Source organism: Methylobacterium sp. J-076 (assembly GCF_022829405.1).
Taxonomy (GTDB): Bacteria; Pseudomonadota; Alphaproteobacteria; order Rhizobiales; family Beijerinckiaceae; genus Methylobacterium.
Genome location: NZ_JAKSXW010000129.1, coordinates 24,326 through 42,365, shown reverse-complemented (window position 1 = coordinate 42,365; position 18,040 = coordinate 24,326). Strand labels below are relative to the sequence as shown.

18 protein-coding genes and 1 pseudogene are annotated in these 18,040 nt (G+C 71.4%); 14 read left to right on the top strand and 5 right to left on the bottom strand.

Going from position 1 to position 18,040, the window contains the following annotated elements; all coding sequences use genetic code 11:
* Positions 1–25: 25 nt before the first annotated feature.
* A complete protein-coding gene (locus MKK53_RS13740; RefSeq protein ID WP_243929267.1) occupies positions 26–2,059 on the bottom strand; it encodes a YgiQ family radical SAM protein in 2,034 nt (677 codons plus the stop codon).
* Positions 2,060–2,212: 153 nt separating this feature from the next.
* Positions 2,213–3,082 carry a MipA/OmpV family protein gene (locus tag MKK53_RS13735; protein WP_243929266.1) on the bottom strand — a complete coding sequence of 290 codons (870 nt, stop codon included), beginning with the start codon at positions 3,080–3,082 and terminating at the stop codon, positions 2,213–2,215.
* Positions 3,083–3,620: 538 nt separating this feature from the next.
* Here MKK53_RS13735 and katG point away from each other — a divergent pair.
* Positions 3,621–5,891: a catalase/peroxidase HPI gene (katG, locus tag MKK53_RS13730; RefSeq protein WP_243929265.1), complete on the top strand. Its 2,271-nt coding sequence runs from the start codon at positions 3,621–3,623 to the stop codon at positions 5,889–5,891.
* 136 nt (positions 5,892–6,027) lie between these two features.
* Positions 6,028–6,741: a DUF6065 family protein gene (locus MKK53_RS13725; RefSeq protein ID WP_243929264.1), complete on the top strand. Its 714-nt coding sequence runs from the start codon at positions 6,028–6,030 to the stop codon at positions 6,739–6,741.
* Between the two features lie 43 nt (positions 6,742–6,784).
* On the opposite strand, the gene MKK53_RS13720 is transcribed toward MKK53_RS13725, so the two are convergent.
* On the bottom strand, positions 6,785–7,168 hold the full coding sequence (locus MKK53_RS13720) for a hypothetical protein (protein WP_243929263.1): 384 nt from the start codon (positions 7,166–7,168) through the stop codon (positions 6,785–6,787).
* Between the two features lie 363 nt (positions 7,169–7,531).
* Here MKK53_RS13720 and MKK53_RS13715 point away from each other — a divergent pair, with 363 nt between their 5' ends.
* The 8 genes from MKK53_RS13715 to bhcD all read left to right on the top strand — a co-directional run bounded on the left by MKK53_RS13715 (position 7,532) and on the right by bhcD (position 11,731).
* Positions 7,532–7,837 carry a hypothetical protein gene (locus MKK53_RS13715; RefSeq protein WP_243929262.1) on the top strand — a complete coding sequence of 102 codons (306 nt, stop codon included), beginning with the start codon at positions 7,532–7,534 and terminating at the stop codon, positions 7,835–7,837.
* Positions 7,834–8,421 carry a cytochrome b gene (locus tag MKK53_RS13710; RefSeq protein ID WP_243929261.1) on the top strand — a complete coding sequence of 196 codons (588 nt, stop codon included), beginning with the start codon at positions 7,834–7,836 and terminating at the stop codon, positions 8,419–8,421. Before MKK53_RS13715 ends, MKK53_RS13710 begins: the two co-directional genes overlap by 4 nt.
* A 4-nt stretch (positions 8,422–8,425) precedes the next feature.
* A complete protein-coding gene (locus MKK53_RS13705) occupies positions 8,426–9,121 on the top strand; it encodes a VIT family protein (protein ID WP_243929260.1) in 696 nt (231 codons plus the stop codon).
* 261 nt (positions 9,122–9,382) lie between these two features.
* On the top strand, positions 9,383–9,634 hold the full coding sequence (locus MKK53_RS13700) for a hypothetical protein (protein WP_243929259.1): 252 nt from the start codon (positions 9,383–9,385) through the stop codon (positions 9,632–9,634).
* A gap of 59 nt (positions 9,635–9,693) precedes the next feature.
* Positions 9,694–9,936 carry a hypothetical protein gene (locus MKK53_RS13695; RefSeq protein ID WP_313901550.1) on the top strand — a complete coding sequence of 81 codons (243 nt, stop codon included), beginning with the start codon at positions 9,694–9,696 and terminating at the stop codon, positions 9,934–9,936.
* 24 nt (positions 9,937–9,960) lie between these two features.
* Positions 9,961–10,164, top strand: coding sequence for a hypothetical protein (locus tag MKK53_RS13690; RefSeq protein WP_243929257.1), 204 nt, complete (start codon positions 9,961–9,963; stop codon positions 10,162–10,164).
* A 99-nt stretch (positions 10,165–10,263) separates the two neighbouring features.
* Positions 10,264–10,449 carry a ribosome modulation factor gene (locus MKK53_RS13685; RefSeq protein ID WP_243929256.1) on the top strand — a complete coding sequence of 62 codons (186 nt, stop codon included), beginning with the start codon at positions 10,264–10,266 and terminating at the stop codon, positions 10,447–10,449.
* Between the two features lie 316 nt (positions 10,450–10,765).
* Complete coding sequence (gene bhcD / locus MKK53_RS13680; RefSeq protein WP_243929255.1) at positions 10,766–11,731, top strand: iminosuccinate reductase BhcD; 966 nt, start codon at positions 10,766–10,768, stop codon at positions 11,729–11,731.
* 194 nt (positions 11,732–11,925) lie between these two features.
* Here the strand turns inward: bhcD and MKK53_RS13675 are convergent, their stop codons facing one another.
* Together MKK53_RS13675 and MKK53_RS13670 are read right to left on the bottom strand one after the other, a co-directional pair.
* Positions 11,926–12,435 (bottom strand): ureidoglycolate lyase, encoded by a 510-nt coding sequence (locus tag MKK53_RS13675; RefSeq protein ID WP_243929254.1) that lies wholly within the window; start codon positions 12,433–12,435, stop codon positions 11,926–11,928.
* Positions 12,432–13,271 carry a bifunctional allantoicase/(S)-ureidoglycine aminohydrolase gene (locus tag MKK53_RS13670; protein WP_243929253.1) on the bottom strand — a complete coding sequence of 280 codons (840 nt, stop codon included), beginning with the start codon at positions 13,269–13,271 and terminating at the stop codon, positions 12,432–12,434. Before MKK53_RS13670 ends, MKK53_RS13675 begins: the two co-directional genes overlap by 4 nt.
* Positions 13,272–13,401: 130 nt before the next feature.
* Between MKK53_RS13670 and MKK53_RS13665 the strand changes: the two genes are divergently transcribed.
* The 4 genes and pseudogenes from MKK53_RS13665 to MKK53_RS13650 all read left to right on the top strand — a co-directional run bounded on the left by MKK53_RS13665 (position 13,402) and on the right by MKK53_RS13650 (position 17,972).
* Positions 13,402–14,370 carry a LysR family transcriptional regulator gene (locus tag MKK53_RS13665; protein WP_243929252.1) on the top strand — a complete coding sequence of 323 codons (969 nt, stop codon included), beginning with the start codon at positions 13,402–13,404 and terminating at the stop codon, positions 14,368–14,370.
* Between the two features lie 4 nt (positions 14,371–14,374).
* Positions 14,375–15,529, top strand: a pseudogene (gene puuE / locus MKK53_RS13660) (allantoinase PuuE); the annotation flags it as partial.
* Positions 15,530–15,716: 187 nt separating this feature from the next.
* A complete protein-coding gene (locus MKK53_RS13655) occupies positions 15,717–17,216 on the top strand; it encodes an NCS1 family nucleobase:cation symporter-1 (protein WP_243929251.1) in 1,500 nt (499 codons plus the stop codon).
* 21 nt (positions 17,217–17,237) lie between these two features.
* Positions 17,238–17,972, top strand: a complete 735-nt coding sequence (locus tag MKK53_RS13650; RefSeq protein WP_243929250.1) for an aspartate/glutamate racemase family protein — start codon at positions 17,238–17,240, stop codon at positions 17,970–17,972.
* Positions 17,973–18,040 lie beyond the last annotated feature (68 nt).

Here is an 18,040-nt window from a genome sequence, read left to right as displayed (position 1 = left end):
TCGGCGCGTCGCCCGCGCGAGACCGTCACTTCCTCAGCGGCACGCCCTTCGTGGTGAACCGCGGCGCCCCCGGGTGGCGCCCGGGGCGTGGCTGGCCTCCCGCCTTGCCCAAGCCCGTCCCCGGCGGCTGCGAGAGCGGAATGAGTTGGTCCGGCCTCGGCCCGATGAGGTCGGCCCGGCCCATGGCCCGCAGCGCCTCGCGCAGCAGGGGCCAGTTCTCGGGGTCGTGGTAGCGCAGGAACGCCTTGTGCAGCCGGCGCTGCCGCATCCCCTTGATCGCCTCCACCGGCTCGCTGCCGCCGCGCCGCACGCCCTGCAACGGGTTGATCTCGGTGTGGTACATGGTCGTGGCGGTCGCCATCGGCGAGGGCAGGAACGTCTGCACCTGATCGGCGCGATAGTCGTTCTTCTTGAGCCAGAGGGCGAGGCTCATCATGTCCTCGTCGGTCGTGCCCGGATGCGCCGCGATGAAATACGGGATCAGGTAGTATTTCTTGCCGGCCTTCGCGGCGGCGGCGTCGAACATCTCCTTGAAGCGGTCGTACGTGCCGATGCCCGGCTTCATCATCAGGTCGAGGGGGCCGCGCTCGGTGTGTTCGGGGGCGATCTTGAGACGGCCGCCGACGTGGTGGGTCACGAGCTCCTCGACATATTCGGGGCTCCGGACCGCGAGGTCGTAGCGCACGCCGGAGGCGACCATCACCTTCTTGACGCCCTTCACCTCCCGGACCTTGCGGTAGAGCCGGATCAGGTCGTCGTGCGAGGTGTTCAGGTTGGGGCAGATGTCGGGGAAGACGCAGGACGGCAGCCGGCACGCCGCCTCGATCTTCGGGTCCTTGCAGGCCATCCGGTACATGTTCGCGGTCGGCCCGCCGACATCCGAGATCACCCCCGTGAAGCCCGGCGTCTTGTCGCGGATCCGCTCGACCTCGCGCAGGATCGAGCCCTCCGAGCGGTTCTGGATGACCCGGCCCTCGTGCTCGGTGATGGAGCAGAAGGTGCAGCCGCCGAAGCAGCCGCGCATGATCGTCACCGAGAACTTGATCATGTCCCAGGCGGGGATCTTCGCGTCGCCGTAGGCGGGATGGGGGGCGCGGGCGTAGGGCAGGTCGTAGACCGCATCCATCTCCTCGCTCGTCAGCGGGATCGGCGGCGGGTTCAGCCACAGGTCGCGGTCGCCATGCCGCTGGACGAGCGGGCGGGCGTTGCCGGGGTTGGCCTCCCGGTGCAGCACGCGCGAGGCGCGGGCATAGGCCTCCTTGTCGTCTTTGACCTGCTCGTAGGCGGGGAGCCGGATCACGGTCTCGCCCGGCCGGCGGGAGGCGGCTTCGTCCGTGGAATCGAGGTCGTCGGCGGGCAGCTCGGTGTAATGGCCGGGCACGCGGCGGAACAGGGCGACGCCCCGGACGGAGTCGATCTCGTGCGGCGCCTCGCCGGCCGCGAGGCGGTTCGCCACCTCGACCACGGCGCGCTCGGCATTGCCGTAGATGAGCAGGTCGGCCTTCGCGTCCGCGAGGATCGAGCGGCGCACCTTGTCGGACCAGTAATCGTAGTGCGCGATGCGGCGCAGCGAGGCCTCGATGCCGCCGAGCACGATCGGCACGTCCTTGTAGGCCTCGCGGCAGCGCTGGGTGTAGACGATGGTCGAGCGGTCCGGGCGCGCGCCGCCTTCCCCGCCGGCCGTGTAGGCGTCGTCGTGGCGCAGCCGCCGGTCCGCGGTGTAGCGGTTCACCATCGAGTCGAGGTTGCCGCCGGTGACGCCGAAGAACAGCGTCGGCTTGCCCAGGGCCTTGAACGGCTCGGCCGACTGCCAGTCGGGCTGCGCGATGATGCCGACCCTGAACCCCTGCGCTTCGAGCAGCCGGCCGATGATGGCCATGCCGAAGCTCGGATGGTCCACATAGGCGTCCCCCGTCACCAGCACGATGTCGCAGGCGTCCCACCCGAGCGCCGCCATTTCGGCGCGGCTCATCGGCAGGAACGGCACCGCCTTTCCGGGAGGCGGCGCTGTGCAGGCGAGGGGGGCCGAGGATCGTGCGGCGGAGGCTTGGGGGTCCATGGCATGACTGCATAGGCCACCGGGACGCCGAGCTCAACGAAGGGCAGGGGGCGCCGGAGTCGCTCCCGCCGCGAGGCGCCCGCGCGCCGGGCCGTCGCGCCGCCCCCGCAACCCTGGCCCGGCCGGGCGGCGGCGAACGCGGCAGCCCGGGCCCTACAGCAGCGGCTGCGTCTTGAACGTGTAGTCGAGCTGGAGCCCGAACGTGAGCTGGTTGGGGTTGCCGTAGGGGTCATCGACCAGGGGGCTCTCGCCGGAGGCCCCGAGGATGCGGCTGTAGCCTCCGAAGGCGGTGTAGGACCACGTCTCGCTCTGGCGGAAGGTGACCGCCGCGAGCAGGCCCGCCGCGTAGAAGCTGCCGGGGCTGTAGGGGACGACGCGCCCGTTGATGGCGGCCTCGATCGGGCTCACGCCGAAGTACTTCTGCGCGAAGCTCGCATCCCCGATGTTGAAGCGGGGGCCGACGGAGAACAGCCAGCGATCGAAGGGCAGCAGGTAGTCGGCGGCGACGGTGCCCACCGCCCCGTGATGGCCGTAGACGCCCTGGCGGATTTCCCCGCGCAGCCGGACGGAGGGAACGGGGTACACCTCGACGAACAGGCCGGGCTCGAACGCGATCCGCGCGTCGCGGAAGCCGAACAGGTGCTTGCGGTCGTCGCCGTAATAGCGCCCCGGCACGTAGCGCAGCGTCGGCCCCACCCGGAACGTGTCCGAGTCGTAGAGCGTGAAGCTGAAATTGTCGTCCGGGGCCGAGAAGCGGCGGGGCTCTCCCGCGCGGTGGATGTCCACCCCCGGATAGCCCACGCTCGCGTATTCCGACGCACCCGGATAGCGGGGGATCGCCTGCAGCGTCCCGCTGAGGGTGATCTCCCACGTCTGCGGATCGACGTAGGTGAAGGCGGGTTGGCGCGCCGGGGGCGGGTCCACGAGATCCGCGGCCACCGCCCGGGACTGCGCCGCCAGGGCGAGCGGAAGGGCGACGACCATGGCCCGCGCACCCGACAGAAGGACCGATCCGACGCTCACGACACGAACTCTTCTCACCCCTCGCATCTGATCCCCGGTCAGGCTTCGATAGGCCAGACACATTGTCTCGATCACCCGGGCCCGGCGCCCGGGCACCCCGGGCCTACCGTCAGAGGATGGAACGATGCGCAGTTCCCGCCTCCGCTATAGCGGTGATCGTCCGGCGGTCTAGCCGGCGGGCACCCCGGTGATGAAGCTCTGACGCCTTAATGTGAACGGCCGCAGGCTCCACCTTGCCGACACTAACATTATTTTTAACCTGCCAATCGACGCGCGCGCCCCATTTAGCTGTCGAGCGGTCGGTGATCCCCGACGGTGCCGAACGGGCATCGCCCGACGCCCAGGACCGAAGCCTTCCTCGATGGCCGACGCCCGCGTCCCGCATCACGCCCTCGTCCGGCCGGCTCGGCTTGTTCGATGCGGCGGTGAGGGCCTGTCGGGGCCGGTCGCGGCGGCACCCTGCAGCGACGGATCGGCCAATTTCCCCCGGTGGCGAACGGGATGTCCCTTCGTTCGCGTTCTACGAAGAGTATGATCCATGGACACTTATAAGGATGCCCTCTCGGGCCAATGCCCGTTCGGCGGCGACCGCATCGGCGGCGCGTTCACCTCGCCGCCCACCCTGGAGGACTGGTATCCCGACCGCCTGCGGGTGGAGATGCTGCACCAGAACGGGCCGCAGGCGAACCCGCTGGCGGATTTCGACTACACGGCCGCGTTCCAGGCGATCGACTACCAGCAGCTCAAGGCCGACGTCCGGTCGTTCCTGACGAGTTCGGTGGCGTGGTGGCCGTCCGACTACGGCAATTACGGCCCGCAGATGATCCGCATGGCCTGGCACTCGGCCGGCACCTACCGCATCGCCGACGGCCGCGGCGGCGCGGGCGAGGGCCTGCAGCGCTTCGCGCCGATCAGCTCGTGGTGGGACAACGGCAACACCGACAAGTCCCGCCGCCTGATCTGGCCGATCAAGCAGAAATACGGCAACGCCCTGTCCTGGGCCGACCTGATGGTGCTGACCGGCACGGTCGCCCTGGAGATCATGGGCCTGCCCACCTACGGCTTCGCCGGCGGCCGCCGGGACGCCTGGGAGGCGGACAACGCCACCTACTGGGGCCCGGAGCTGTGGGACCCGACCCACGTCGAATCCTTCGACAGCATGGTCACCCGCGACAAGCGCTGGCGCGGCAAGAACGGCGATGCCGACTACGACATGGAGAACCCGCTCGCGGCCTCCCACCAGGCGCTGATCTACGTGAACCCGGAGGGCCCTTACGCCAACGGCGACCCGATGGGCTCGGCCCGCGACATCCGCATCACCTTCACCCGCATGGCGATGAACGACGAGGAGACCGTCGCGCTGATCGCGGGCGGCCACGCCTTCGGCAAGAGCCACGGCATGGTCAAGGCGGACAAGGTCGGCCCGCCGCCGGAGATCGCCCCCATGGAGGCGATGGGCCTCGGCTGGCACAACCCGGAAGGGCCGGGCTTCGCCGAGTACACGATGACCAACGGCATCGAGGGATCCTGGGTGCCGAACCCGACCCAGTGGGACAACGACTACCTGACGCACCTCTTCAAGTTCGAGTGGAAGCAGACGAAGAGCCCGGCCGGCGCCCTGCAATGGGAGCCCGTCGATGCGGACGCGCCGCGCACGCCCGATGCCCACATCCCCGGCAAGACCCACCCGCTGATGATGATGACCAGCGACATCGCCCTCAAGGTCGATCCGGTCTACCGGGAGATCTGCCTGAAGTTCCTCAACGATTTCGATGAGTTCACGCTGCAGTTCTCCAAGGCGTGGTACAAGCTCACCCACCGCGACATGGGCCCGAAGGAGCGCTACCTCGGCCCGGAGAAGACCCTCGAGCCGGACCTGCTCTGGCAGGATCCGATCCCGGCCGTCGATCATCCGCTGATCGATGCGGCGGACATCGCCGCCCTCAAGGAGGAGATCCTCGGCCTCGGGCATTCCGTGTCGGACCTCGCCTTCGCGGCCTTCTCCTCGGCCTCCACCCACCGCAACACCGACAAGCGCGGCGGCGCGAACGGCGCCCGCATCGCGCTGGCGCCGCAGAAGGACTGGGCGGTGAACCGCCGGGCCATGCCGGTGATCGGGTCCCTGAAGGGCATCGCGGCCGGGTTCAACGGCCGGGCCGGCGGGGGCAAGAAGGTGTCGCTCGCCGACCTCATCGTGCTCGGCGGCTGCGCGGCGGTGGAGAAGGCCGCCCGCGACGCCGGGGCCTCGGTCACGGTGCCCTTCGCCCCGGGGCGGATGGACACGACCGACGCGCTCACCGACGCCGACAGCTTCGAGTGGCTGAAGCCGGTGGTGGACGGGTTCCGCAACTACGTGGACGACCGCTTCGCCGAGATCACCCAGGGCCGGGTCTCGCCGGAGCGGATCTTCCTCGACCGGGCGCACCTGCTGGCGCTCACCGCCCCCGAATGGGTGGCGCTGACGGGCGGCCTGCGGGCGCTGAACCTGAACCACGACGGCTCGCGGCACGGCATCTTCACCGACCGGGTCGGGGTGCTCACGAACGACTTCTTCACCGTGCTCACCAGCATGGACTACGAGTGGAAGAAGGCGGACGGGGCCGGGATGGCGTTCACCCTCGAGGACCGGGCCACCGGGCGGGCGGCGTTCACGGCCACCCGCTGCGACCTCGTCTTCGGCACCAACGCCCAGCTCCGGGCGGTGGCCGAGGTCTATGCCGGCACGGACGGGCAGGAGCGCTTCCTGCGCGACTTCGTGAAGGCCTGGGACAAGGTGATGACCCTCGACCGCTACGACCTGAAGGTCTGACCGGACCACGGGCGATTCGTCCGGCAGCCGGGGCCCTCCCCGGCTGCCATGGCCACTCCCGGCGCCGGGCGCGACACGCTGAACCGTCTCGACGCGCACGGCGTTACGGGGACCGGGATCATCGAGACAGCCACGCATGCGACAGGTGAAGTACAGGCTGATGGAGCCGGGCCTGCTCCCCCGGCGCACGCGCCTCGAGATCCCCGGCTGGGCGGGCCACCCCGAGCCCCGGGCGGACGGCTCCCAGGAATATGCCTGGCACTGTCTGCCGTTCTCCGAGGCGGCCAAGGCGGGGATCGAGGTGTTCTACCCCTACGAGGCCGAGCTGCGCGTCAGCACGGCGGACGGGGCGCTCGTCTTCGAGGGCGATTTCGGGGAGCCGCCGGAGCCCGGCATGCAATGGCCGCCGTTCCGAAGCTTCGGCGACGCCTACTACACCTACCAAGTCCTCCTCGATCTGAAGGTGGAGGAGGGATGGGCGATCAAGACCGAGACCCATCCCCGCTTCTACACCGACAGGACCGGGACCGTGCCGGTCGCGGTGCCCGCGCTCCTGCGGCACTGGTGGCCGATGATGTACTTCATGGTCTTCAAGGCCCCGGACGAGGGGCGCACCCACGTCTTCCGGCCCGGCGAGCCGTTCATGCAGGTGACGATCGTGCCGGCCGAGGCCGATTTCGAGCTGGTGCCCATGCCGGAGGAGGAGGCCGCCGAGCGGGAACTCCAGTCCCGGCGCATCTACGCGAGCCGGACGACGCTGGCGGCGGATTCGCAATGGACCTCGGCGACGAACACCGTGTTCGACGGGACCTACCGGCGCATCCTGGGGGCGGCCAAAAGCCCCCGGTGACGGTGGGGCGGAGAGGGAGGCCCCCTCTCCGCCCCGCGGCCGCTCAGTACCCGTAGGGGCGGTAGTAGCCGTGGTGATGATGGTGGTGATGGTGGAACCGCCGGAAGAAGCGGTGGTGGTGATGGTGGTGATGGTAGAACCGCCGGTAGAAGCGGTGATGATGGTGATGGTGGGGGTAGTAGTACTGGGCCTCCTGCACCGTCGCGTCGCCCTCTGACGCCGGGGCGAGCAGCGCGGCCTGCGCTTCGGCGGCGTCGGACTCCTTGAGGAGAGCCACCGCATCGGGAATGGGCTTCAGCAGGTCGGCGTAGCTCTCGGCCTGCATGGCCGCCCTGAGGCCGGTCGCGGCCGGCATGGCGGCCTGGGCCGGATCGACCGCGGCCAGGAGCGTGACGGCTCCGATCAGGCCTGCGACTGTCTTGTCCATTGAGGGAATCCTTCCGGGAACGACGCCGACGGCCCCGAAAGATCGGATCGATGGCCGAGACGCCGCCTGAAACATCGCGCGGGAACGAACCGTTCCGGCGCCAGGCCACCGGGACAAGTCAATTTCCCGGCATGTTCGGAAATAGGGTCCCTGGGTTCACCGAGACCGAACAGATCGGCTTATGAATTCGAATTTAGTGGCTGCGTCTGCAAATTCGAGGCACGAAAGTCGTGAATTGCGTTCCGGCCCCGCACCGGGACGGCGGCCCGTTCGACCCCCGGCGCGTGCTCGAAGCCCCGGCCGGATGGGGCGGGCCGCGATCGTCCGCGCCGGGCGTATCTTTTGGAATAATTCCAATCTAAGATGACCGGTGACGATTCGGGGCGGATCTGGCGTGCCCTCACCCCCGGGCAGCGGAGTTTGCTGCGCCGTCTGGGGCGGGAGGGCTCGCTCCAGTCCTTCGGGCCGTGGGAGATGCGCACGGTGCGCTCCCTCCTCGCCCGCGGTCTCGTCAGGCCGCGGCCCCCCGGCCGCTCCGCTCCGGGCCTGTGGTTCCTGAGCGCCAAGGGGCGCCGCCTCCTGCCGCGCCCGCCCACCGACGCGACCGGGGCGGGGGCCTGTCCCGCCCCGCCACCTCCCCCCACGGCCGCCGCGGAGATGCTGCGATGACATCGACCACCGCACGCGCCACGGACCCCGGTGGGCGAGGCGCCGCGACCTACGACCGAGGCACCATCGCCCTGCACTGGCTGACCGCCGGTCTCGTGCTGGTCCTCTGGCTGATCGGCACCTTCCTGGAGGATCTGCTGCCCAAGGGGGCGTTGCGCTCCGGGATCTGGTCGGCCCACTTCGACCTGGGCTTCGTCCTGACCGCCCTCATCGTCGCGCTGCCCCTCTGGCGCCACACCGGCGGCCGCCGACTTCCCGTCGACGATCCGGGGGCCTTGCACGTGCTCGCCAAGGCGACGCATGCCGCCCTGTACCTGTTGCTCTTCGTGATCGCCGGGCTCGGCATCGCGAACGCCCTCGTGCGCGGCGTCAGCCTGGCAGGGCCCCTCGCCCTGCCGGCCGTCGGCGATCCGGCGTGGCGCCGGCCGCTCACCCACTGGCACGGGCTCGCCGCCAACATCCTGATGGCGCTGGCGCTGTTCCATGCCGCCGCCGCCCTGGTGCACCACTACCTCTGGCACGACGGCATCCTTCGGCGCATCCTCCCGGGCCGCCATGCCCCGCTGTCCCTCGAAAGGCGCTGACACCGTGCGCAGGCCCCATGCGGAAAACCACCTCATCGACCGCATCGGCTGGCTGCGCGCCGCGGTGCTCGGCGCCAACGACGGCCTCGTCTCCACCGCCAGCCTGATCGTGGGCGTCGCCGCGTCCGCGGCGTCCACCGGGGAGGTCCTCGTGGCCGGCTGCGCCGGCCTCGTCGCCGGGGCGATGTCGATGGCGGCGGGGGAGTACGTCTCGGTGAGCTCCCAATCGGACACCGAACAGGCCGACCTCGCCCGGGAGAGGCGCGAGCTCGCGCAGGACCCCGCGGCCGAGCGGGAGGAACTCGCCGACATCTACGTCTCCCGCGGCCTCGACCGGGACCTCGCCCGCAGGGTGGCCGAGCAGCTCATGGCGAAGGATGCGCTGGGCGCGCACGCCCGGGACGAACTCGGGATCTCGGAATTCACCACGGCCCGCCCGGTCCAGGCGGCGCTGACCTCCGCGGCCACCTTCTCGTCGGGGGCGGCACTGCCCCTCGCGGTGGCGGCGCTCTCACCGGCCCACCTCGTGGTCCTCTTGGTGTCGGCGGCGTCCCTGGTGTTCCTGGCCGTGCTCGGCGCCCTCGGCGCGAAGGTCGGCGGCGCCGAGATCCTGCGGCCGACCGCCCGGGTGGCGTTCTGGGGCGCCCTGGCGATGGCCGTCACCGCGGGCATCGGCCACCTCGTCGGCAAGGCGGTCTGACGGCGAGGCGGCCGGCCCCCGGGCCGGCAAGGGGCTCCGAGGCCGGCCCCCGGCCGGCAGGGGCTCCGAGGCCGGCACGGCCGGCACGCGGGGGGGATGTCGGGCTGCGGCGGGAAGGGGGGCCTCGTGCGCCCACCTGCACCACCGGCCGCCCGGTCACGGTCCCGTGGCGGACGCCGGCCATTTCCGAACCGCGCCGGCCCCCTACCTCAGTGCAAGGACCCTGCGGGCGAGCCAGCCGCATCACGGAAAGGACCGGCCATGCCGCCGAAACTCACCAAGGCGATCATCGGGGCCGGCATCGCCGTGGCCCTGGCCGCGGCCGTCTCCTACGGCCTCATCAACCAGCAGACCGCCGACCAGCTTCAGACGAAGGCGAACCAGACCCTGCAGGACGATCAGACCCCGGCCGGTTCGGCGCAGCCGCCCACGCCGCCGCAGAATTCGGTGCCGCAGGCGCCCGCCCAGCCCGGCGCCTCGCCACAGCCCCCTGCGCCCGCGCCCCGGCCTTAAGCCCCCGCTCCGGTGCGCCCCGCGCGCGATTCCAAATGGCTCAGGATCAGGACCGTGGCATGCCGATCAAGGCTCTGAACGACCGCAAGAAGCTCTCGAGCGACTTCAACGAGGCCAACGACGCCTTCATCGACGAGGTGCTCGGCGCGCTGCAATCCGGGCGGATCCCCCTCGATCTGGCGCGGGCGTATCTCGCGCATCCCGTCGCGATGATGCATACCGACGGCGCACAGGCCGTCGCCGACTACTTCGAACGGATGTTGGCCCAGCGCCCGACCATCGAATGGGCACCGGGCGACTAGACCCGCCGTGCCAGGGAGACGCGATTGACCGCCGGGGAAGTGGAAGAGCTCAAGCGGGCCCGCGACGCGCTGGCCCGGCAGAGGAATGCGATCGCCAGACGGCTCGGCGCGCTCGATCTCGCGCCGATCTCGATGGCGGAGGACCTCACCCGCACCCTGGTGGCGATCGAAGCGGTGGACCGCGCCCTCGTGGATGCCGGCCGTCCGTATTTCGACGACAACCCCTAGGGGCGTGCCCGACCGGGCGGCCTCCCCCTTCGTGGCCCCCGCGCACGCGCCGCGGAACGGGGCGAGGGGGGGCTGACGCGTCCCGAAGCCGGAGGACCCATGACAGAGATGCCGGACGACAACCTCGACCACTACGCCCTGGGCTTCTACGCCCCGGGCAAGGGTCTTGGCCGGGAGGCCTGCCCCTACGCCGAGGGCATGGAGGCGCACGACCTGTGGCTGGCGGGCTACGACGCGGCCGTCCGGGGCGAGCCGCTGGAGGAGAGCCGCCGGGACCCCGCCTGAGAGCCCGGCCGGACCGTCGTCTTCATCGGCGATCTCCCGGGCAGGCGGCCGTCACCGACACGCTGCGCCTCGTCCCGGGCCGTTGCGACCCGGCCTGGAACATCCCCGACCGGTCTGTCGGCGTCCGCAAGGGCCGGGTCGAGTCCGGGGCCCGTCCCCGCCCGCGGCAAGGCGTATCGGACCGCGGACGGGCGATCCCGCCCCGCCCCGCCCGCAAACCTCCCGTTGCCCTGGGGCGCTTCGCCCGCGATGACGGTGGCGGATGTTCACCCGCCGGCCACGGCACTCCCCGCCCCCGCACCGAAGGCGCACCCGCATGATCATCGTACCCGAGAGCGCCATCGGCGGCCTCGTCACGCAGGAGGACTGCGTCGCCGCGGTCGAGAAGGTCTTCGCCTCCATGGCGAAGCGGACGGCCCGCAACTTCCCGGTGGTGCGGGAGGCGATCGGCCACGCGGATGCCCTCTACGGCTTCAAGTCCGGTTTCGACCGGGAGAGCCTCGCCCTCGGCCTCAAGGCCGGCGGCTTCTGGCCCGGCAACGCGGGCAAGGGCCTGACCAACCACCAGTCGACGGTGTTCCTGTTCGACGCCGACACCGGCCGCTGCCGCGCCGTGGTGGGGGGGAACCTCCTCACCGCCCTGCGCACGGCGGCGGCGAGCGCGATCTCCCTCCGGCACCTCGCCCGGAAGGACGCGCGGGTGCTCGGCATGATCGGCGCCGGCCATCAATCCGCCTTCCAGCTTCGCGCCGCCCTCGGGCAGAGGCCGTTCGAGAGGGTCCTCGGCTGGAACCTGCACCCCGGCATGTTCGGCCGCCTGGAGGCGGTGGCCCGGGAGCACGGCGTGCCGTTCGAGGCGGTGGACCTCGACAGGCTCGGGGCCGAGGCCGACGTGATCGTCACGATCACCTCCTCCTTCGACCCGATCCTGAAGGCGTCCCAGGTGCGCACCGGGACGCACCTCGCCTGCATGGGCACCGACACGCGGGGCAAGCAGGAGGTCGAGGCCGAGCTTCTCGCCGCCGCGACGGTCTTCACCGACGAGGTCGCGCAATCCGTCAGCATCGGCGAGGCGCAGCACGCGGTGGGCCGGGGGCTCCTCGCCGAGGGCGACATCGTCGAGATCGGCGCGGTCATCAACGGCGACCATCCCGGCCGGACCTCGCCGGAGGAGATCACCCTGTTCGACGGGACGGGCGTCGGCCTGCAGGACCTCGCCGTGGCCTCGGCGGCGGTCGAGCTCGCCGTGGCGAAGGGGCTCGCCGTCGAGGTGGAGTTCTAGGGCGTCTTCCGGCAGCCCTGGATCGGGTGTCCCCACGGCTGCGCGCGGGTCCTCTCCCCCTTGTGGGGAGGGGAGCGCGTCGAGGCTCGCGATTCAGGCTTTGGGGCATACGCGTCAGCCGGCTGCCGGCCGTCCTCGCGCGCGGGGCGACGCAAGCCGGCGGCGGCGCGTCCGGCGGGGCCCGCCGCCGCGCCCTATCCGCCCGGCGGGGGCGGGGTGACGACCCAGTCCTCGCCGTAGACGAACTCCTCCAGGTTCACCCCCGCGCCGCCGCGGTCCACCACGGCGAAGTCCTGGGGCTGCCCGAACGGCGTGAGCACGCCGTGCCACGTGCCGGGCGCGTAGCACACGCCCTGCCAGGGGGCCGTCAGGAAGGCCTGCGGGCGCCCCGGGCGCCCGCCCTCGTCCGGGCAGGCCACCACGAGGAACGGCGCCCCCGTCAGCGGGATGAACGCTTGGCTGCCGAGGGGGTGGCGCTCCACCAGCCGGAACGTCAGGGGCAGGGCGTAGGGCTGTGCCTCCACGAGGCCGACGACGGCATGGGCCTCCTCCCCGGAGACCAGGATCCGCGCGAGGTCGTGGAAGCGGCGCGCCATCCCCGCATTCATCGGCCGCGGGGCGGCGGCGGCCTTGTCGATGACCGTCCCGAAGGGGGCGAAGGCGTCCGCCGTGAGGGAACGCGCCGTGAGCGCGCGCGGGCTCACCGCGCCGCCGTCCGGGGCCGCAGGGAGGCGTGCCGGTTCACGTCCTTGTAGAGCAGGTAGCGGAACGGGCCGGGGCCGCCCGCGTAGCAGGCCTGCGGGCAGAAGGCGCGCAGCCACATGAAGTCGCCCGCCTCGACCTCGACCCAGTCGCGGTTGAGGCGGTAGACCGCCTTGCCCTCCAGCACGAACAGGCCGTGCTCCATCACGTGCGTCTCCTCGAAGGGAATCGAGGCCCCGGGGCGCAGCGTGACGATGTTGACGTGCATGTCGTGGCGCACGTCCTCGGAGGAGACGAACCGGGTGGTGGCCCAGGCCCCGTCCGTGCCCGGCATCGCGGCGGGCGCCACCTCGGAGTCGTGGGTGAGGAAGGAATCCGGCGCGTCGAGGCCCGGCACCCGCTCGTAGGCCTTGCGGATCCAGTGGAGGCGGGCCGGCTCGCCGCCGTCGTTGCGCAGGCTCCACGCCGCCCCGGGCGCGAGGTAGGCGTAGCTCCCCGGGCGCAGGGCGTGGGCGTGCCCGTCGAGGACGAGGCGCGGGGTGCCCCCGACCACGAAGAGGACGCCTTCCGCCTCCGGGTCCGGCTCGGGCCGCTCGCTGCCGCCGCCGGGGGCGACCTCCATCAGGTACTGCGCGAAGGTCTCGGAGAACCCCGAGAGCGGCCGGGACAGGACCCAGGCCCGCGTCCCCGCCCAGAACGGCAGGACGCTGGTGACGATGTCGCTCATCACCCCCCTCGGGATGACGGCGTAGGTCTCGGTGAACACCGCCCGGCCGGTCATCAGCGCGGTCTGGGGGGGAAGGCCGCCGCAGGGGGGGTTGTAGGGAGACTGCGTCATCGTGCGTCCTCGGGGCCGCCGCCGCCGCTCGCGCGGCCGGCAGCCGACGGGCGGAGCATCGGCGGCCCCGGTCTAGACGTCAAATACCTTTTGTGTTCTCATTCATTCGAAATTCGTATGGCTTCGGGTCATGGAGCTCCGGCATCTCCGGTATTTCGCCGCCGTGGCCGACCATCTCAGCTTCACGGCGGCCGCCCACAGCCTCGGCGTCTCGCAGCCGCCGCTGAGCCAGCAGATCCGCGACCTCGAGCGGGAGATCGGCGTCGACCTGTTCGAACGGTCGAGCCGGCGGGTCGCGCTCACCGCCGCGGGGGAGGATTTCCTCCGGAACGCCCGGGCGATCCTCGTCCAGGCCGCGGACGCCATCGACCGGGCGCGGACCATCGGCACCGGCACCGCCGGCATCCTGAACATCGGCATGACGAGCTCGGTTCTGGCCGGGCCGCTGGGGGGCTTGATCCGCCTCTTCGAGCAGCGGTTCCGGGGGGTGGACGTGCGCATCCACGAGATGGCGCCGGACGAGCAGATCGCCGCCCTCAAGGCGCACCGGACGGAGCTGAGCTTCCTCCGCAGCCCGCCGGAGGGCCCGGACCTCGCCGGCGAGATCGCGTGGCGCGAGCGGCTGTGCGTCGCCCTGCCCGCGGGGCACGCCCTCGCCGCCGGGCGCAGTGTGCCGGTCGATGTGTTCCGCACCGAGCGGCTGGTCTCCCTGCGCCTTGAGGGCTCCCGCTTCGCGGACGGGATCTTCCGCGCCTGCGTGGCGCAGGGCTTCACCCCCCGCCTCTCCCAACAGGTGCGGGAGGCCTCCTCGCTGATCAGCCTGGTCGCGGCGGGGTTCGGCCTCGCCATCATCCCGGAATATGTCGGCCGCCTGAACCACCCGGGCGTCGTCGTCCTGCCCTTCGATCCGCCCTTCCTGTCGGCCGACGTCCACGCCCTGCACCACAGGCGGACGGGGCCGGTGGTCGACAATTTCCTCGCCCTGCTGCGGGAGGAGGCGCCGGGGTTCGATCGAAACGTACAACCTATCAATCGAGCCGAACAACATATTGGACCACGGGAGTCCGGGCCGGCTATCACCCGTGCGAGCGAGGGTTGAGGCCATGTTCGATCCCGACCAGGAGTATCCGCGCGACATGGTGGGCTACGGCCGGGCGCGGCCGGACCCGCGCTGGCCCGGGGGCAAGCGCGTCGCCGTCCAGTTCGTGGTGAACTACGAGGAGGGCGGCGAGAACTGCATCCTCCACGGGGACGCGGCGTCGGAGGCCTTCCTCTCCGAGATCGTGGGGGCCCAGCCCTGGCCGGGCCAGCGCCACGCCAACATGGAATCGATCTACGAGTACGGCGCCCGGGCCGGGTTCTGGCGCCTCTGGCGCGCCTTCACGGGCCGGGCCATGCCCGTCACCGTCTTCGGCGTCGCCTCCGCGATGCGGCGCAACCCCGAGGCCGTGGCGGCCATGGTCGAGGCCGGCTGGGAGATCGCCACCCACGGCCTCCGGTGGATCGACTACCGCGACCACAGCGTCGAGGCCGAGCGCGCCGACATCGACGCGGCCGTGGCGATCCAGACCGGTCTGACCGGGAGCCGGCCCCTCGGCCTCTACCAGGGGCGCACCTCCACCAACACCCTGGCCATCGGCGCGGCCGAGGGCGGCTTCCTGTACCTCGCCGATTCCTATGCCGACGAGCTGCCCTACTGGGTGGCGCTCGCGGGCCGGCAGCAGCTCGTCGTCCCCTACACCCTCGACGCCAACGACATGCGGTTCGCCACGCCGCAGGGCTTCAACAGCGGCGACCAGTTCTACGCCTACCTCAAGGACACGTTCGACGTGCTGTACCGCGAGGGCGGGGCGGGGCAGGGCGGGATCATGTCGGTGGGGCTCCACTGCCGCCTCGTCGGCCGCCCGGGGCGGATGGCCGCCCTGGAGCGGTTCCTCGACTACGTGGCCGGCCAGTCCGGGGCCTGGGTGACCACCCGCCTCGACATCGCGCGCCACTGGATCGCGGCCCACCCGCCGCGGGGCGGATATCGCCCGGGCCGGATGGGGCGCGCCCTGTTCGGCGAGGTGTTCGGCCCCGTCTGCGCCGACCTGTGCGCCGGCCCGGCCGACGAGGGAAGGGCGATGGCGGAGGGGGTCCATGCCGCCGGCCTCGGGCCGGAGGCGGAGACCGCCGCGGGCCTGGCCCGCCGCTTCGCGGACGCCGCCGGGATCGCGGACGAGGGCACGATCCGGACCCGGCTGGAGGCGCTCGTCGCCCGATAGACGGGAAAGACTGTGTTCGTCACCGCGGATGCAGCATCGGCCGGCCCGGCGCTTCGAGAGAGGCGCCGGCGTCCAGTAGATCGGGCGGGCCGGGCATAGGTTTTGCGTGATGCGCCGCATTCCGGCGCCACGCACACGGGAAGGCCCGGCAACAGGGCCGCGTCCGACAGGGAGGAACACGATGTACGCACACATCGAGGCGGCAGGGGCCAGCGCGGCCGTGTCGGGCGGCCACGACACCGTCGTCATCAAGCCGGGCTACGATCCGAACCTCGTCAACGAGGATCTGGCCCCGCTCCGCAAGCAGACCTGGGGCACCTACAACATCTTCGCGTTCTGGATGTCGGACGTCCACAGCGTCGGTGGCTACGTGACGGCGGGCAGCCTGTTCTCCCTGGGGCTGGTGAGCTGGCAGGTGCTGATCGCCCTGCTGGTCGGCATCCTGATCGTCCAATACTTCTGCAACCTCGTCGCCAAGCCGAGCCAGCTCACCGGCACGCCCTACCCGGTGATCTGCCGCGCCTCCTTCGGCGTCCGGGGGGCGAACATCCCGGCGATCATCCGCGGGCTGATCGCGGTGGCGTGGTACGGCATCCAGACCTACCTCGCCTCGGCCGCCCTCACGGTGGTGGCCCTGCGTTTCGTCCCCGATCTCCTCCCCTATGCCGATGTCGGGCGATACGGGTTCGCCGGCCTGTCGGCCCTGGGTTGGGGCGCGTTCATGACGCTCTGGGTGCTGCAGGCCCTGGTCTTCTGGCGCGGCATGGAGGCGATCCGCGTGTTCATCGATTGGGCGGGTCCCGCGGTCTACGTCGTGATGATCGCGCTCGCCGCCTACCTCGTGGCCAGGGCCGGCATCGGCCAGATCGGCCTCACCCTCGGCGCCGTGAAGTACACGGGCTGGGACGCGCTGCCGGTGATGGTCAACGCCGTCGCCCTCGTGGTCTCCTACTTCTCCGGCCCGATGCTGAACTTCGGCGACTTCTCCCGCTACGGCGCGAGCTTCGCGGCGGTGAAGCGGGGCAACTTCTGGGGCCTGCCGGTGAACTTCCTCGGCTTCTCGCTGCTGACGGTCGTCACCGCCTCGGCCACGGTGCCGGTCTTCGGCCACCTGATCACCGACCCGGTCGAGACGGTGAGCCGGATCGACAGCACCTTCGCGGTGGTGCTCGGCGCCCTGACCTTCATGACGGCGACGATCGGGATCAACATCGTCGCCAACTTCGTCTCGCCGGCCTTCGACTTCTCGAACGTCTCGCCGAAGCGGATCTCCTGGCGGATGGGCGGGATGATCGCGGCCGTGGGCTCGATCTTCATCACGCCCTGGAACCTCTACAACAACCCGGCCGTGATCCACTACACGCTGGACATCCTGGGCGCCTTCATCGGGCCGCTCTTCGGGATCCTGATTGCCGACTTCTACCTCGTGAAGAAGGAGGCGATCGTCGTCGACGACCTCTACACGATGAGCCCGGCCGGCCGGTACTGGTACCGCAACGGCACCAACCGCGCCGCCGTGGCGGCCATCGTGCCCTCCGCCCTGGTCCCCGTGCTCTGCGTGATCGTACCGGGGATGGAGAGCGTGGCGAACTTCACGTGGTTCATCGGCTGCGCCCTGGGCTACGGGATCTACGCCCTCATCATGCGGGCCAAGCCCCGGCCCGCGGCGCGGCCCGCCTGACCGGCGGCGATGGGGCAGACGATGCGGATCCTCCTCCTCAACCCGAACACCAGCGCCTCGGTGACCGCCCTCGTGGCGGCGCGGGTCGCGGCCGTCGCCGACGGGGCGGCGACGTTCGTGCCGGCCACGGCGCGGTTCGGCGCCGCCTACATCGCCAGCCGCGCCGCCTTGGCGATCGCCGGGCACGCGGCGCTGGACGCCTACGCCGACCACGGGGAGGGCTGCGATGCGGTCTTCATCGCCTGCTTCGGCGATCCCGGCCTGCTGGCCCTGCGCGAGGTCTCGCCGGTCCCGGTGGTGGGGATGCTCGAAGCCTCCTGCCTCGAGGCCCAGGCGCTGGCCCCGCGCTACGCCATCGTGACGGGGGGCGCCCTGTGGAAGCCGATGCTGGAGGAGATCGTCGCCGGCCTCGGGCTCGGCGACGGTCTCGTGGGCATCCGGACCGTCGCGCGCACCGGCGGGGAGATCGCCCAGGACCCGAAGGCGGCGCTGCCGGACCTCGCGGCCGCCTGCCAAGCCTGCGCCGAGGAGGACCGCGCCGGGGCGATCATCCTCGGCGGGGCGGCCCTGGTGGGCCTCGCCGCGCAGTTGCAGCCGCAGGTGCGGGTGCCGATCCTGTGCTCCGTCGAGGCGGGGGTGCGGGCGGTGCTCGCCGCGGTTGCCGCCCCCCGCCGACGACCCCCGGCGGTCGCCATGGAGACGACCGGCCTCGGCCCGGCCCTCGGCGCCCTGCTCGGGCCGCGGACGGCCGGGTGAACCCCACCGCCCGCCGCCGCATTGCATTTTGAATGCGTCGGGACGAAGCTCCCCGGACCACCCCACCG

What these genes read in the sequence shown, in the direction of transcription:
- MKK53_RS13715 (WP_243929262.1), top strand. Translation starts at nt 7,532, where the DNA reads ATGACCGGTGACGATTCGGGGCGGATCTGGCGTGCCCTCACCCCCGGG.
- MKK53_RS13670 (WP_243929253.1), bottom strand. Translation starts at nt 13,271, where the DNA reads ATGACGCAGTCTCCCTACAACCCCCCCTGCGGCGGCCTTCCCCCCCAG.
- MKK53_RS13720 (WP_243929263.1), bottom strand. Translation starts at nt 7,168, where the DNA reads ATGGACAAGACAGTCGCAGGCCTGATCGGAGCCGTCACGCTCCTGGCC.
- MKK53_RS13650 (WP_243929250.1), top strand. Translation starts at nt 17,238, where the DNA reads ATGCGGATCCTCCTCCTCAACCCGAACACCAGCGCCTCGGTGACCGCC.
- MKK53_RS13665 (WP_243929252.1), top strand. Translation starts at nt 13,402, where the DNA reads ATGGAGCTCCGGCATCTCCGGTATTTCGCCGCCGTGGCCGACCATCTC.
- katG (WP_243929265.1), top strand. Translation starts at nt 3,621, where the DNA reads ATGGACACTTATAAGGATGCCCTCTCGGGCCAATGCCCGTTCGGCGGC.
- MKK53_RS13685 (WP_243929256.1), top strand. Translation starts at nt 10,264, where the DNA reads ATGACAGAGATGCCGGACGACAACCTCGACCACTACGCCCTGGGCTTC.
- MKK53_RS13710 (WP_243929261.1), top strand. Translation starts at nt 7,834, where the DNA reads ATGACATCGACCACCGCACGCGCCACGGACCCCGGTGGGCGAGGCGCC.
- MKK53_RS13740 (WP_243929267.1), bottom strand. Translation starts at nt 2,059, where the DNA reads ATGGACCCCCAAGCCTCCGCCGCACGATCCTCGGCCCCCCTCGCCTGC.
- MKK53_RS13695 (WP_313901550.1), top strand. Translation starts at nt 9,694, where the DNA reads ATGCCGATCAAGGCTCTGAACGACCGCAAGAAGCTCTCGAGCGACTTC.
- MKK53_RS13655 (WP_243929251.1), top strand. Translation starts at nt 15,717, where the DNA reads ATGTACGCACACATCGAGGCGGCAGGGGCCAGCGCGGCCGTGTCGGGC.
- bhcD (WP_243929255.1), top strand. Translation starts at nt 10,766, where the DNA reads ATGATCATCGTACCCGAGAGCGCCATCGGCGGCCTCGTCACGCAGGAG.
- MKK53_RS13725 (WP_243929264.1), top strand. Translation starts at nt 6,028, where the DNA reads ATGCGACAGGTGAAGTACAGGCTGATGGAGCCGGGCCTGCTCCCCCGG.
- MKK53_RS13700 (WP_243929259.1), top strand. Translation starts at nt 9,383, where the DNA reads ATGCCGCCGAAACTCACCAAGGCGATCATCGGGGCCGGCATCGCCGTG.